At 60.7% G+C, this 15038-nt stretch carries 16 protein-coding genes; 10 read left to right on the plus strand and 6 right to left on the minus strand.

Features of this window, described 5'->3' with window-relative positions; translation table 11 throughout:
* Positions 1-42: 42 nt before the first annotated feature.
* Positions 43-861 (plus strand): chromate resistance protein ChrB domain-containing protein, encoded by an 819-nt coding sequence (locus CAK95_RS08300; RefSeq protein ID WP_086087489.1) that lies wholly within the window; start codon positions 43-45, stop codon positions 859-861.
* The gene (gene chrA / locus CAK95_RS08305) at positions 862-2199 is read left to right on the plus strand and encodes a chromate efflux transporter (RefSeq protein WP_086087490.1); all 1338 of its coding nucleotides are present in this window, start codon (positions 862-864) and stop codon (positions 2197-2199) included.
* Positions 2200-2202: 3 nt separating this feature from the next.
* On the opposite strand, the gene CAK95_RS08310 is transcribed toward chrA, so the two are convergent.
* From CAK95_RS08310 to CAK95_RS08320, 3 genes are all read right to left on the minus strand, one after another.
* Positions 2203-3030 carry an ABC transporter permease gene (locus tag CAK95_RS08310; protein WP_086087491.1) on the minus strand — a complete coding sequence of 276 codons (828 nt, stop codon included), beginning with the start codon at positions 3028-3030 and terminating at the stop codon, positions 2203-2205.
* Positions 3027-3797 (minus strand): ABC transporter ATP-binding protein, encoded by a 771-nt coding sequence (locus CAK95_RS08315; protein ID WP_342587998.1) that lies wholly within the window; start codon positions 3795-3797, stop codon positions 3027-3029. Before CAK95_RS08315 ends, CAK95_RS08310 begins: the two co-directional genes overlap by 4 nt.
* A gap of 400 nt (positions 3798-4197) precedes the next feature.
* Entirely contained in the window at positions 4198-4785 is a 588-nt protein-coding gene (locus CAK95_RS08320; RefSeq protein WP_086087493.1) for a MarR family winged helix-turn-helix transcriptional regulator, read from the minus strand.
* A gap of 133 nt (positions 4786-4918) precedes the next feature.
* Here CAK95_RS08320 and CAK95_RS08325 point away from each other — a divergent pair, with 133 nt between their 5' ends.
* The 8 genes from CAK95_RS08325 (at position 4919) to CAK95_RS08360 (ending at position 11680) form a co-directional block, all read left to right on the plus strand.
* Positions 4919-6172, plus strand: coding sequence for a serine hydrolase domain-containing protein (locus tag CAK95_RS08325; RefSeq protein WP_157699568.1), 1254 nt, complete (start codon positions 4919-4921; stop codon positions 6170-6172).
* A gap of 55 nt (positions 6173-6227) precedes the next feature.
* Positions 6228-7289, plus strand: a complete 1062-nt coding sequence (locus tag CAK95_RS08330; protein WP_086087495.1) for an ABC transporter substrate-binding protein — start codon at positions 6228-6230, stop codon at positions 7287-7289.
* 6 nt (positions 7290-7295) lie between these two features.
* Positions 7296-8123: an ABC transporter ATP-binding protein gene (locus CAK95_RS08335; protein WP_086087496.1), complete on the plus strand. Its 828-nt coding sequence runs from the start codon at positions 7296-7298 to the stop codon at positions 8121-8123.
* Positions 8123-8950, plus strand: a complete 828-nt coding sequence (locus CAK95_RS08340) for an ABC transporter permease (RefSeq protein WP_157699569.1) — start codon at positions 8123-8125, stop codon at positions 8948-8950. Before CAK95_RS08335 ends, CAK95_RS08340 begins: the two co-directional genes overlap by 1 nt.
* Before the next feature lie 26 nt (positions 8951-8976).
* Positions 8977-9429 carry a RidA family protein gene (locus CAK95_RS08345; protein WP_086087498.1) on the plus strand — a complete coding sequence of 151 codons (453 nt, stop codon included), beginning with the start codon at positions 8977-8979 and terminating at the stop codon, positions 9427-9429.
* Between the two features lie 134 nt (positions 9430-9563).
* Positions 9564-10037, plus strand: a complete 474-nt coding sequence (locus CAK95_RS08350) for a tellurite resistance TerB family protein (RefSeq protein WP_086087499.1) — start codon at positions 9564-9566, stop codon at positions 10035-10037.
* Positions 10038-10067: 30 nt separating this feature from the next.
* Positions 10068-10856, plus strand: a complete 789-nt coding sequence (locus tag CAK95_RS08355; RefSeq protein ID WP_086087500.1) for an SDR family NAD(P)-dependent oxidoreductase — start codon at positions 10068-10070, stop codon at positions 10854-10856.
* Positions 10857-10942: 86 nt separating this feature from the next.
* Complete coding sequence (locus tag CAK95_RS08360) at positions 10943-11680, plus strand: glutamine amidotransferase (protein WP_280949856.1); 738 nt, start codon at positions 10943-10945, stop codon at positions 11678-11680.
* On the opposite strand, the gene CAK95_RS08365 is transcribed toward CAK95_RS08360, so the two are convergent.
* From CAK95_RS08365 to CAK95_RS08375, 3 genes are all read right to left on the minus strand, one after another.
* On the minus strand, positions 11670-12062 hold the full coding sequence (locus tag CAK95_RS08365; RefSeq protein WP_086087502.1) for a RidA family protein: 393 nt from the start codon (positions 12060-12062) through the stop codon (positions 11670-11672). The genes CAK95_RS08360 and CAK95_RS08365 overlap by 11 nt on opposite strands.
* A gap of 158 nt (positions 12063-12220) precedes the next feature.
* Positions 12221-13741, minus strand: coding sequence for an AMP-binding protein (locus tag CAK95_RS08370; RefSeq protein WP_086087503.1), 1521 nt, complete (start codon positions 13739-13741; stop codon positions 12221-12223).
* A 227-nt stretch (positions 13742-13968) separates the two neighbouring features.
* Positions 13969-14976 (minus strand): ABC transporter substrate-binding protein, encoded by a 1008-nt coding sequence (locus tag CAK95_RS08375; RefSeq protein WP_086091282.1) that lies wholly within the window; start codon positions 14974-14976, stop codon positions 13969-13971.
* Positions 14977-15038 lie beyond the last annotated feature (62 nt).

Raw genomic sequence — 15038 nt, forward strand, 5'->3', positions numbered from 1 at the left:
TTCTGGCCCAAGCACCGTCTCCTTCATTGATGGAGGAGGCGTATGTCTATGACTTTTTCAATCGGCCCAGCGAAGCTCTGGCGTAAGATTGGTACAGCACCCGCACCGGTCATCGTCGATGTGCGACGGCCCGAAGACATCGAAGCATCAAACGGTCTCCTACCAGGCTCGGCGGCCCGCGATCCGCGTGATGCAGAGACGTGGACGTTCGAACGCAGTACCGGACCCATCGTCATCGTGTGCGAACAGGGGCACGAACGCAGTCAGATGGCAGCGGCACACCTGCGTGCGCGCGGCCTGGATGCGTGCGTGCTGGAGGGCGGCTACGAGGCGTGGCGTGCGGCGACACTGCCTATGATCGATCGCGCCACGGCTTTGAGGATCGCACCGACGTCACCGAGCCTTTGGGTGACGCGGCGGCGCCCCAAAATTGATCGCGTCGCATGTCCATGGCTGATTAAGCGCTTCATCGATCCGCAAGCGCGCTTTTTGTTCGTCGACCCGCCAAATGTGCCGGCGGTGGCCCGTGAATCCGGCGCTATTCCCTTCGATATTGAAGGGGTCGAGCTTTCGCATGAAGGGGAGCGTTGTTCGTTCGACACCATGCTCAAGCTGTTCGGTCTCAAAAATGAACCGTCGCTCGCTCGGCTCGCGCTGATCGTTCGCGGCGCGGATACGGCACGCCCGGATCTCGCTGCCGAAGCGGTCGGCCTGCACGCAGTGTCGCTTGGCCTGTCAGCTTTGTCCGGTGACGACGATCACGGGCTGCTCAGGCATGGCTTCGTCGTCTACGATGCCTTGTTCGCCTGGCTGCGATACGCGGCAGACGAACGTCACAATTGGCCAGCGAAGGCAGCCTGAATGACGGCAGCAGAGCAAACGGCGCCGGGCATAGTTCCGACGCCAAGTTTTTCCGAAGCCTTGCGCGTGTGGTTCAAGATCGGCTGCCTCTCCTTCGGTGGCCCGGCCGGGCAAATCGCGATGATGCATCGGATCGCTGTCGACGAGAAAAAGTGGATCGACGAACCACGCTTTCTGCATGCGCTGAATTTCAGCATGTTGCTGCCGGGGCCGGAGGCGACGCAGCTCGCGACGTATATCGGCTGGCTGCTGCATGGAGTGCGGGGCGGGCTTGTTGCCGGCATCCTGTTCGTGCTGCCCGGCGCGCTGTTTATGCTGGGTTTGAGCCTGCTTTATGCGCTGGGACGCGGTTTTCCGGTCATTGACGGCGCGCTGTTCGGCATCAAGGCAGCGGTGCTTGTCATCGTCGTAGAAGCCCTGATCCGCATCGGCAGAAGAGCGCTGAAGACGCAGTTCCTGGTGATGCTCGCGGCTTTAGGTTTCATCGGGATCTTCTTCTTCGATCTGCCATTCCCGCTGATCGTGATCGTCTCGGCGCTGGTCGGCTATGTCGTCGCCCGCCGCTCGCCGGCGATGTTGGGCCTGTCGGTTGAGACCGAGGCGACGCCGGCCCCGGTGGCAGGCCGCTGGCGGCAATCGCTCGTGGCGATTGTGGTCGGTCTTGTTCTGTGGTGGGCGCCGGTGGCGCTCGCACTCGTCCTGCTCGGCCAGCATCACGTGCTGGTCGGCATTGGCACGTTCTTCTCCAAGCTCGCGGTGGTGAGCTTTGGGGGCGCCTACGCCCTGATGGCCTATATGGCGCAGCAGGTGGTGGAAACGAATGGCTGGATGACGGCTGCGGAAATGGTCGATGGCCTCGGCCTCGCCGAAACGACGCCCGGCCCGCTGATCCTTGTCACGCAGTTCGTCGGTTTCCTCGCCGCCTTCCGCGACGCGGCGCCCTTCACGCCACTGACCGCCGGTCTGCTCGGCGCGGCGATGACGACATGGGTGATCTTCGTGCCGTCGATGCTGTGGATCTTTGCCGGCGCATCTTACGTCGAACAATTGCGCAGCAACAAAGCCTTGTCCGGCGCGCTTGCGGCGATCACTGCAGCGGTCGTCGGCGTGATCCTCAACCTGTCGCTCTGGTTTGCGCTTCATGTCCTGTTCGGCAAGGTGCAGGAGATGCACAGCTGGATCGTGCGCTGGTATGCGGTCGATGTTTCGACGCTGGATGTTGCCGCAGCCGGATTGGCGATCATCGCCGGGCTGCTCGCCTTTGTCTTTCACTTTGGTCTGATCTCGACCATTGTGGTGATGGCGGTACTGGGCGTTGCCGTGAAGATGTTGCTGTAGGGCTCAACTCTCCTGCGCTGCACTGTCATGCCAGCGCCGCAAGATGAGATGCGAGACGAGCGACAGCAGGGCGAAGATGACAATGCCGGTGATCGACAACAGGATCAGCGCCGCGAACATGCGCGGAATATTGAGGCGATAACCCGACTCGGCGATACGATAAGCCAGCCCTGAACCCGCGCCCGCCGAACCTGCGGCGATCTCGGCCACCACCGCGCCAATGAGCGACAGGCCGCCGGCAATTTTCAATCCGCCCAGCATGTAGGGCAAAGCCGCTGGCAGCTTCAGATCGCGCAGCATCTGCCAGCGGCTTGCCCCATAAAGCTGGAACAGCTCGCTCAAATTCCGGTCGACTGAATGCAGCCCCAATGTCGTGTTCGCCAGTACGGGAAAGAATGCCACGATCCAGGCACAGGCCAGCACCGCCGCCTGTTGAGGCAGATAAATCAGCAGCAGGGGTGCGATCGCCACAACAGGCGTCACCTGCAGGATCACCGCATAGGGATAGAACGAATATTCGAACACGCGCGAGCGATTAAACAGGATCGCCAATCCAACGCCGCCAACAAAAGCCAATATCAACGCTTCTAATGTGATGGTCAGCGTCACCAGCAGCGACGACCAGAGTAGAGACCAGTCGCGCACCAATGTCTCCAATACGAGACCGGGTGAGGGCAGCACGTAAGGTTGAATGTCATTGAGACGGACGACCAGATCCCAAATCGACACGCCGATCGCCATCGCAACGAACGGCAAGAGGATACGAAGCATGCGTTCGCGCCGGGTGCGTTCCTGCGTTTGTCTGACGCGCGAAGAAGCGGGCGCATTCATGCAGCCTGCTCCGCCATTGCGGCAACAAGCGCCTGCGAAACCTTACGGCACAACGCGGCATATTCCGCCGATGTGCGGAAGGCTTCATCGCGCGGATAAGGCGCGTCGATCGGGATGTCTGCGAAAATACGGCCGGGCCGCTGTGTCATCACCAGAATGCGGCTGGAGAGATAGACCGATTCGAACACCGAATGCGTGACAAAGATCACAGTCTGCCGCATCGCAGCCCACAGATGCAGCAGATCGTTGTTGAGCCGAAACCGCGTGATTTCATCCAGCGCAGCGAATGGTTCGTCCATCAACAGAAGCTTTGGCTGCGTCACCAGCGCACGTGCAATCGACACCCGCATCCTCATGCCGCCGGATAATTCGCGCGGATAGGCATGTTCGAATGCCTCAAGACCAACGCGGGTCAGGGCCTCACGGATGCGTGGCATCGCCGCGCTTTTGTCGACGCCTGCAAGCTTCATCGGCAGATAGACATTTCCGGCGGCGCTGGCCCATGGCATCAATGTCGGTTCCTGGAACACAAAGCCGATTTCGCCGGACGAGCCTTTCGGCGCGGCGCCGGCGCGCCACACGACATCGCCGTTCGACGGCGCGATCAAGCCGGCAATGATGCGCAAGGCTGTGGACTTGCCGCAGCCAGACGGGCCGAGCAGGGAGACGAATTCTCCGTCCCCGACCGCGAATGACGTGTCGCGCAGTGCCGTTACGCCATTCGGAAAGATCTTGCCGATACTTTGGAGTTGAACAAGTGAGGACATTGTTGAGCCGGTGACTACACCATCCATCTCGTCATGCCCGACCTTATGCCACGGCTGTCCGGTTCGATGTTAGTGGACGAGCTGCATGACGTGGATTTTTCTGCGTTTTGAACATCCGTCAATGTTCGAGAGCCGGAAGGGACTCGCGCCATGCACCATCAGAATATCGTTTTTCACGATGTGCTGAAGCACCTGCAGGGGCATTGTATTGATCAAACTGTTGAGAAGTATGGCGCGGACGCTCTTTCACGCAAACTGGACACCAAGCATCACTTTGTGCCCGCTGCGTGCGCAAGCAGATTGCCCGGTCTACTTTGCGGTGACACCGGTCAGGGTCAATGCTGGTCCCGGCCATGACAAGTAGGAGAATTCAGCCACCAGCAAACGGACTGATGTCTCTTCACGGCTGCCCCAATTCAGCGATACTGCGCGCAGCATCGCGCTTCGATGGTGGCTTTTGCTTTTGCGGCTTCACAGCGTCGCGGTCCGTTTCGAGCGACAGCAGCATCTTGCGGAGCAGCCTGGCAAGCTGCTTCTGTTCGGCAGCGGTCAGTCGATTTGAAATCTCGCCGGCGCAGGCGGCATGTTTCGTCATCGCCTTGTGCGCGAGATTTGCGCCGCGCTTCGTCAATGCAATGCGCACCGCGCGGCCATCCGCCGGATCGGGCTTGCGCACCGCATAATTCAGCTTTTCGGCGCGATCGATTCGGTTGGTTGTTGCGCCGGACGACAGCATGCAAGCCTCATAGAGATCGGTCGGCCGCAGGCCGCCGTCGGCGCCCGATCGCTGCAGCGATGCCAAAAGGTCGAACATTTCCCAGGTGATGCCGAACGGCTCGAGCCATTGATCCATGGCTTCGCGCAGATGCGCCGACACGCGCAGGATGCGACCGACAGTCGCAAGGTAAGCAAAATCGAGATCGGGACGCGCCTGCGACCATTCCTCGGCGAACACATCGAGGGCATCCGCGGCTTGGTTTTTGTGCATTGCGAGCAATCCAAACTATCTTGACATGGAGATAAATGACGATCACGCTTGATGACAGTCAAGCGAGTTTTGCAAATAAAACTTCTTCGACGGGGGCGGGACGATGTTTCGCGGGGTGAACATCCGAGCATGCATGGCGGGGCTCTTGTCCGCTTTGTTCGTGTTCATCGCTCCTGTCGCCGCCGAGTCTCCCGTTCCGCCCACATCGATTCCTGACAGCACGCCACTTGGCGTTTCGCGCGAGCGGATCGCAAGAATCGACGAAGCGCTCTCGGCGCAGCTTGCAAAAAAGCTCTGGCCCGGCTCGGTCACTTTGATCGCGCGCGGCGGCGAGATCGTGCATTTCAGCGCGCATGGCGCGCTGGATGGCAAAGGCGATCGGCCGATGCAGAAGGATTCGATCTTTCGCATATTTTCCATGACCAAGCCGATCGTGTCAGTCGCGACAATGATGCTGGTAGAGCGCGGCGCGCTGAAGCTGGATGACGCGATCGAAATCTATCTGCCTGAACTCAAGACATTGAAGGCTTTTAACGGCGGCGCCGAGCCGGCGGCTTTGCAGCGTTCGGTCACCGTGCAGGATTTGCTGCGTCACAGTTCCGGCCTGACCTACAGCTTTGCCGGAGCGCGGGCCAAGGATATCGCCGATGCCTATGCGCAAAATGACATCGAGACTTTCTCGCAGGATCTCAGCCCGGACGAGGTGCTGAAGCGTATCGCTGCCATTCCGCTTGCATTCCAGCCGGGCACGACATTCGAATATGGCGTTTCGACTGATATTCTCGGCATCCTGCTGGAGCGCGTGACCGGCAAGCGTCTCGATGTGCTGATCGGCGAGATGGTGCTTTCGCCACTCAAGATGAGCGATACCGGCTTCACCGTGCCGGAAGCAAAAAAGGCTCGGCTTGCGGATGCATTCGACAGCGATCCGATGAAGGCGCGCCTGTGGCGCTGGGCGCGTGTGGAAAACGATCCGGCCGCGCGCATGCGCCTCGGCGGAGCCGGCATGGTCTCGACCGCCGAAGATTATTTCAAATTCGCGCAGATGCTTCTGAATGGCGGCGAATTGAACGGTATGCGCCTGCTGTCGGCGAAGACGGTCGAATACATGCTGGCCGATCACATCGTCGGTATGGCCGGAACACCGGCGGCGATTTCCGGGCCGGGCTATCGGTTCGGGCTTGGCTTTGCGGTGCGTACGCAACTCGGCATGGCCGTCACGCCAGGCAGCGTCGGCGATGCCAACTGGTCCGGCATCGGTGGCACAGCATTCACGATCGATCCGAAGGAAAAAATTGTCGGCGTGATCATGGTGCAGGCTCCGACCAACCGCGTGCATGCCCGGAACCTGTTCAAGAACCTGATCTACTCAACCGTCGTGAAGTGAGGCTGTTTTTTATTCTTTGCCGGGTTCATCGTTCATCGTTCTACGGAGAAATGCCATGTCGAGTGGATTGAATCGCAGACATCTGATGCAAGGCGCTGCCGCCGTGGGTGCCGCGGCCGCTTTCACGGGACGATATGCCCGCGCACAGGAGCCGCGCACCAAAATCCGCGTTGGCCTGGTGCCGCTGATTTCGTCGGGGCCGATTTTCGTAGCGCAGGCCATGGGCTTCTTCGAGAAGCTGAATCTCGATGTCGAGCTGAAGTATTTCGCCGATGGTGCGCTCGCCATTCCGGCGCTAATCGCCGGCGAACTCGACACCACGGTCTCGACGCTGAATGCGGGCTTGTTCAACGCCGTGTCGCGCGGTGCGCCGTATAAGCTGATCCTCGATCGCGGATCGGAAAAGCCCGGTTCGGGCTCGATGACCATCGCCGCCTCAAACGAGATGGTGAAGGCCGGCATGACCAGTGTCGACAAGATGGGCCTGCTGAAGGGCAAGCGCATCGCCATCCAGGCGCCGGGCGGCATCGATCAATATCTGCTGGGGCTTGGCGTGCAACGCGCAGGTCTCGATCCGCGCACGGACGTTACCTGGAATCCCGGACTTGCCTATCCCGATATCGTCAAGGCGATCGGCGCCAATCAGGCGGACGTTGCCAATGTTCCGGTGCCGCTTGGTTTCCTGGTCGAGAAGAACAATTTCGGCAAGCTGGTCTTCTCCGGATACGACATCGAGCCGAATACGCAGCTCGCCTGCTGGGCGATGTCGGGTGCGTATCTGCAATCCAATAAATCCGCCGCGGTCCGTTTCGCGATGGCGCATACGCATGCCGGCCGTCTGTTCAACAAGGCGGCCGCCGCGAAAGATCCGGCCATCGTCAAGATCGTATCGGAAGCCACCAAGGTTCCTGCCGCGCTGATCGAGGCGGCGGCGCCGCGCTGGACCTGGTTTACCGAAGACGGCATGCCGAACATCGCCTCTTGCATGGCGCAGGGCAAGTTCTGGAACGAGAGCATGAAGATGGTCAACGCGACGGTGAAGGAGGATCAATTGTTCGATCTGTCGCCCGCCGTTGAGGCCAACAAGCGGCTGGCGCAAAGCAATCCGTTCGGTTGAGCGAAAATGACCGATCACGCCGTCGCCATCGAATGCCGTGATCTGGGGCTGGTTTTTCCGGGCGCTGCGGGCGAGTCCACGCTCGCGCTCTCCGGGGTCAGTTGCTGCTTCCTGCCGGGCAAAGTGACGGCCATCATCGGGCCGAGCGGTTGCGGAAAGAGCACATTGCTTCAGATCGTGCGCGGCTTTCTCGATCCGTCGCGCGGGCATCTGAACTTCGTCAAGCTTGAGGGCGGTGTGGCGGCACAGCGCCAAGTCACGAAACGTCCTGCGATGTCGACGGTGTGGCAGGCCTTCAACCTGTTTCCGTGGCTGACGGTGCTGGAGAATGTCGTGTTCGGCCTGGAATTGGCCGGCGTACCGAAAGCCGAGCGTGAAGCGCGTGCCCGCAAGGCCATTGCGGCTGTGGACCTGCCGGGCTTCGAAAAGAAGTATCCGCGGCAATTGTCCGGCGGCATGCGACAGCGCGTGGGCATTGCCCGCGCTCTGGTGATGAATCCCGATGTGCTGCTGCTGGACGAGCCGTTCGGCGCGCTCGATGCGCAAACGCGCCTCGTCTTGCAGGAGCAGCTTGCCAGACTTGTTGAGCAGAGCGGCACCACGGCGATCCTCGTGACGCATTCGATCGAGGAGGCCATTCTCTTGGCCGATACGATTTTGGTGATGTCGGCGCGTCCGGGCCGCATCGTTGCGACGATCGATGTCGAATTGCCGCGCCCGCGCAATCACGCCACCACGCATGAGCCGGGATTCGCGAAGCTGTTCGACCAGATTTACGGCCTGCTGCGCGATGAAGTGATGACCGCGATGACGACCGAAGCCGGAACTGCATGATGAGCGACCAGCATCTCGCCGGCAGCACGCATGTGAACGAGGGTCAACCCGTGCAGGGCGCAGGGCTCAAGGCGTTTTTTGACGATCCGCGTGTGCTCGGCTGGGGCTCGGTCGCACTCGTTCTGCTGATCTGGGAGGTCAGCGCCTATCTGTCCGGCGTCTCGCCGCTCTATCTCCCGCGACCGAGTCAGATCGTGGTGGCGCTGGTGGCGATGTTTCTGACCGGCGGGTTGGCGACCGATCTCGGCGTCACGCTCTACCGCATCTTCGCCGGCTTTGCGATCGCGCTTGTCGTCGGCACGCTGCTCGGCGTGTGGATCGCGACCTCCGCCCGCGTCCGCGCCATCGCCGATATGTTCATCGCCGCGCTTTATCCGCTGCCGAAGGTGACGCTGATCCCGCTGCTGATCATCTGGCTTGGCACCGGCGGGCCGTTCATGCTCACCATCAGCGCCTTGGGCGCGATCTTCCCGATCCTGATCAATACGGTGCTGGGCGTACGCCAATGCGATCCGGGATTGGTGCTGGCGGCGCGCGACCTCGGGGCGACCAAGCAGCAGATCGTCCGTAAGGTGCTGATCCCGAGCGCAATTCCGGCGATCTTCGCCGGCACGCGGCTTGGCCTTGGCGTATCGATCATTCTTGTCGTGGCCGCTGAAATGGTCGTCGGCAAATTGGGGCTTGGCGCGCGCCTTTATCTCTCGGGACAGATTCTCGAAACCGAACAGGTCTTCGCCGTTCTGATCGTGCTGGCCACGCTCGGCATCATTGTCACCAAGACGCAGGATGCGATCGACATCTGGCTCGGCCGCTGGCGCATCACCTAATACCAATAAGCCGCAAGGAGTTTGCGATGAGCATCACCGAAGTCCGCCGCAACGATGTCACGCTGGATGTGATCCATCCCTCACCTGATGAAGCCTGGAAGATGCCTTATGCACCGGCGGTGCGGATCGTCGGCGCCTGCGACCTGATGTTCCTGTCCGGCTGCACGCCATCGAGCCTCTATCATCACCATCCCCACCGCGATGAGGAGCACATCCACCCTCACAGCATCGAGGAGCAGACCAAGCTGGCGATGGATTGCATCAAGACCATACTCGACGAAGTCGGTGCGAGTTTTCAGGACATTATCAAGATCACCAAATATCTCACCGACATGCGCGACTGCGACGGCATGAACAAGGCGATGAAGCCCTATATGGGCGAGTGGCGGCCGGCCTCGACCATGGTCTGCGTCAACCAGTTGAGTTCGCCGGGCGCCCGGGTCGAACTCGATTGTGTGGTCGCGGTACCCAAGCGCTAGGGCGGCTGACAACATTGCTGCCTGCCAACATTAACGTGTCGTAAGGTTGAGGCCCCTTCTCGCCGCCGTCTCCGTGCTTTACAAGCTGCGCGCCCGACACCACATGGTTGGGCGACAGCCCGGAACGGATTGGCATGCTGCAGATTTTAAAGGATTTCCTGAACGAGGTCGGGATCGGCGACAAGCCGGCGGGCCGCTTCGACGATAACGATTACCGGCTCGCGGCGGCGGCCTTGCTGATTCACGTGATGACCATCGACGGCAAGGAAACCAGCGCCGAATTGAGCAAACTGCACGATCTGCTCAAGCGGCAATTCGATCTCGACGATGCTGCGACGGAAGAGCTGATCGAAGCCGGGAGTGCGGCCGACCGGGAGGCGGTCGATCTTTACGGCTTCACCAGCCAGCTCAATCGTTCGCTTGATGAGGATGCCCGGCGCCGTGTCGTGAAAATGATGTGGGAAATGGTTTATGCCGACGGCAACATGAATGAGTTCGAAGACAATGTCGTCTGGCGTGCATCCGATCTGCTCGGCATTTCGCAACGCGACCGCGTCGAGCTTCGCCGCGACGTGGCGGCGGTCAGCAAGACGCGGGACGATGCCTGACCGGCTCATGTCGCTCATGCGCGGCCCGCAATGACGACGCGCGATCCGGTTGCCATCATCACCGGCGCATCGTCCGGTATCGGGCTTGAACTTGCGAAGATCTTTGCGCGCAACGGGCATCGCGTCGTGCTGGTGGCCCGCAGCGCCGACAAGCTTGAGAAGCTCGCGGACGAGATCGCGGCCGGCGGTGATACGCGGCCTGTCGCTCTCGTTATTGATCTCGAACAGCCGGATGCGGGCGACCGCATCGATGCTGTGCTGACGCAACACAATCTCGAACCGCAATTCGTCGTCAACAATGCCGGCTTCGGTCTGGTCGGCGCGGCGGCGTCACAGCCGCGCAGCGAGCAATTCGCGATGATCGATCTTAACGTCCGCACGCTGACGGACCTGTCGCTGCGCTGGACCGATTCGCTGGAGCGGCACCGTGGCGGCCTTTTGAATGTTGCGTCGGTGGCGGGCTTCGTGCCGGGGCCGCAATCGGCGGTCTATTACGCCAGCAAGGCTTTCGTGCTGTCGTTCACCCAGGCGCTGTATCAGGAATGGAAGGCCCGCGGCATCCGCGTGACGGCACTCTGTCCGGGTCCGGTGCCGACCGGGTTTCAGGCCCGCGCGGGTGTGCCAAACCGGGACCTGCCGGGCCCGGCTGTGGTCGGCGCCGTGCGCGTCGCCGAAGAGGGTTATCGCGGCCTGATGGCCGGCCAGATGCTGGTCGTGCCGGGCCTCGTCAACAAGATGATTGTTTTCCTGTCGCGCCTTCTGCCGCGCGAAACGCTGCTGGCGGCATCGGACAAACGGCAGAAACGCCGCAGCAGATAGACCAATTGCTCATGGCGGCTTTACCGGATCGACGCTTGCCAGTGGCGGGTCGAATCGAGACATTACTGCGATCGAGGCTTTCGAAAGTGCCGCAAATCACCACGCAAATGTCACTGCCCGTTCTTATCGTCTTGCATCAGGAGAATTCGACGCCGGGCCGCGTCGGCAATCTTCTACGCAAGCGCGGCGTCCCGCTCGATATCCGCAAACCCTGCCTCGGCGATCCGTTGCCTGACACCATGGCCCAGCATGCCGGCGCTGTGATCTTTGGCGGTCCGCAAAGCGCCAATGACGATACCGAGTTCGTCAAGCGCGAGATCGACTGGATCGGCGTGCCATTGAAAGAGAACAAGCCGTTCCTCGGCATCTGTCTCGGCGGCCAGATGCTGGCGCGGCATCTTGGCGCCCGCGTCGATTCGCACGCGGATGGCCATGTCGAGGTCGGCTATTACCCGATCCGTCCGACCGACGAAGGCCGCAGTGTCTGCGAAGTCTGGCCGGACCACGTCTATCAATGGCATCGCGAGGGTTTCGAACAGCCATGGGGCACAACGCTGCTGGCCGAAGGCGATACCTTTCCGGTGCAGGCGTTCCGGCAGGGCGACCATGCCTATGCGATCCAGTTTCACCCTGAGGTCACCCACGCCATGATGTGCCGCTGGACCATCCGCGGCGAGCAGCGCATGTTATTGCCCGGCGCCAAGCAGCGCGCCGCACATTTCGAGGATCGCTGGGTGTTCGACTATTCGATGCAGAACTGGCTGGCGTCGTTCCTCGATCGCTGGCTCGGGGGCGACACCAAGCCAGCAGCGATCACCGCCTGACAGCGAAGACTTCGATTTCGACGCGTGCCCCCAACGCGAGGCCGTTGGCGCCGAAGGCGCTGCGGGCCGGTGCGGCATCGGGGAAGAATTCAAGATAGACGGCGTTGAAGCGCTGCCATTCCGACATATCGGCGAGCATGATCTGCGCGCGGACGATGTCGGTCAGCGTCATGCCGTGCGCTTCGAGTGTGAGGCGCAGATTCTCGAAGGTCTGTCGCGCTTCGGCTTCGATGCCACCTTCAACGAGTGTCAGCGTTCCCGGTTTGACGCCGATCTGCCCCGACAGGATGACGAGATCGTTGATCCGAACGCCATCAGGAAACGGCAGGTTGGCAGGCAGCACCGCATTCGAGCGCAGCACTTCGACTTTTATGTCAGACATGTTTGTTCCATTGCATTGAGAGTACCAAGTTTTTTGCTCATCCCGCCAACGGGCCGCGCTTGCGCGCGCCCGATGACAAGCTCCGGGCGGGGGACCCAGCGCGAAAACTCTGGATTCTCGCTTGCGCGGGAATGAGCGGAGGATGGATGGAGCGGCTATCAACCCGCGCCCACCACACGCTCGGCATCGAGAAGACGAAGCTCCCGCTTCAGCACCTTGCCGTAATTGTTCTTCGGCAATGCAGGAATGAACACATAATCGCGCGGGCGCTTGTAGCGCGCGATCCAGTTCAGACACAGCGTATCAAGATCGGCCGCGCTGGCATTGCCGACAACATAGGCGACGACGATCTCGCCCCATTCGCGATCTGGCCGGCCGATCACGGAGACTTCGTGGATGCCGGGATGCCGCAGCAGCACTTCCTCGACTTCGCGCGGATAGATGTTGGAGCCGCCGGAAATGATGAGATCCTTCGAGCGGTCTTTGAGGAACAGATAGCCCTCTTCGTCGAATGAGCCGATATCGCCGGTATGCAGATAGCCGCCGGCCAGAGCGGCTTGGCTCGCTTCCTCGTCCTGCCAATAGCCGGCCATCACCGGCTCGCCGCGGCAGAGGACTTCTCCAACTTCGCCCGGCGGCAGGACAGTGCCGTCCTCGGCGATGACGATGACCTCCATGTTCTTGAAGGCGCGGCCCGCCGAACCGAGCCGCTCGCGCCATCGTGCGTCGCGCGTATAGGCGATGTCGTTTCGCGACAAGAGCGTGATCGTCATCGGGCTTTCGCCCTGGCCGTAGATCTGCGCAAAGCGCGGGCCGAAGCGCTCGAGCGCGCGGATGGTGTCCTCGACATACATCGGCGCGCCACCCCAGATGATGGTGCGGATATTGTCCACCGGACAATGGCCGGACTGATCCACCAGCCGGTTCACCATGGTCGGCGCCGCGAACATCGAACTGCGCGGCCAGGCCTCGAGTAGTTTGAAGATTTCATCGGCATAGAAACCGCCGGATTCCGGCACGACATTGACGCCGCAATGTTCGACATACGGTACGATGTAAAGGCCTGAGCCGTGACTCATCGGCGCCGCATGCAGGACCGGATCGCCATAGCCGATGCGATCCACTTCCGACATATAGGCCTTGCTCATCGCGCGCAGATTGCGGTGCGTCAGCATCGCGCCTTTTGGCCGGCCGGTGGTGCCGGACGTATAGAACAGCCAAGCGAGATCGTCGGGCTCGCGTGGCGCAACCGGCATCACATCGGCGGCGAGCAGCGCGTCGTAGGAACGGGCATTGAAGACAACGATGCGTTCGATATTGCGCGGCGCATGCGTGTCGATGACCGACGCGAGATCGGACGATGCAAAGCAGATCCGCGCGCCGGAATGTTCGAGAATATAGGCGAGTTCGGCCCCATGCAGCTTGGCATTGGCAGGCACGGCGACGCAGCCGGCATGCCAGATCGCATACAGCGTCTCGATATATTCAGGAACGTTGCTGGCGACGATGGCGACGCGGTCGCCCGGTATCAGCCTGAAGTCTTTTCGCAGCGCCGAGGCGATGCGCGCCACGCGCTGCGCCAGCGTCGCATAATCATGCAGAAGATAATTGCCGAAGCCGACTGCGGGCCGACTCGGATAATTGCGGCCGGCATCGTGGATGTGCTGTGCCAGATTCATTGCTGCCTTTGGCCCTGCCCACAGACCGCCCGCGCGAGGCGAAAACGAGCGGCCGATTCGCGGCCCTATGAGGGCAGAAAGGAAGGCAAAGAGTAAAGTGCCCAGCTGCCGCGGACGGCAGAAAAATACCGAAAGATCGGATATTTGGAGCGTTTTCGAGCGAAGTGGGTACCGGTTCGCGTGAATGTGCGGTCACGACAGCCGGGGCCTTGTGCCGGGCATGACGGTCATTTAGGCCGAAGATCCAGCCCCACGCCTTTGTTCACGAATTGCAGTGTATAGGCCTTCTTGTAATCCAGCGTCGGCTTGAGCACGCCGGCGCGCACCATCTTGTCGAAGAAATCCTTCACGCGCGCATCCGTCATCGCGCCGATGCCAAGCGTCAGTGAATCTCCGGAATCGACGATGCCGTATTCCTTCATCTTGGCGACCGAGTAATCGATCAGCGCGTCAGTCATTTCCGGGTTTTGCTTCTTGATCAGTTCGTTTGCAGCCTTGTTGTCGCCGTAGATGTAATTGTACCAGCCGACGATCGAGGCATCGACGAAGCGCTGTACCAGATCCGGTCTTTTTTCCACCAGATCGCGGCGCGTTTCGATCAGGGTCGAATAAGTGCTGAAGCCCTGATCGGCGAGCAGAAAAATCTTCGGTTTGAACTTGCCCTGCGTCTCCACTGCATAGGGCTCCGATGTCACATAGCCCTGCATGGCAACGCGCTTGTCAGCGAAGAAGGGCTGCGGGTTAAAATTGTAGGGCCTCACCTGCTTGTCGGCGAAGCCGAAATCTTTTTTCAGCCATTGATAATAGCCAACGAGGCCTTCCTTCGACACGAGAAGGTTCAGCTTCTTCAGATCTTCGAAGGTCTCGATGCCCTGATCGGGATGCGCCAGGAACACCTGCGGGTCCTTCTGGAAGCTGGTCGCCACGGCGATGGTCGGCACATTCTGTTCGACGGCATCGAACGATTGCAGCAGGTTCGCACTCATGTAGAAGTCGATCTTGCCGACCGGCAACAGAATGCGGTTATTGGCATTCGGTCCGCCAGGCAAAATGGTCACATCGAGTCCGTATTTGCGGTAGGTGCCGTCTGCAAGCGCCTGATAGAAGCCGCCATGCTCCGGCTCGGCAACCCAGTTGGTGCCGAAGCTGACTTTGTCGAGTGGTTGGGCTGAAGATGGCTCAGCATCGAAGACAAGTGCTACAACCGCAAACAAACAAGCAACTATTGATCGCATCCCGTGATCCTCGTCAGGTCTGCTGCACGTTAGATCACGATGATTTGGATCGAGCCGATCCA

The sequence above is a fragment of the Pseudorhodoplanes sinuspersici genome, from assembly GCF_002119765.1.
Taxonomy (GTDB): Bacteria; Pseudomonadota; Alphaproteobacteria; order Rhizobiales; family Xanthobacteraceae; genus Pseudorhodoplanes; species Pseudorhodoplanes sinuspersici.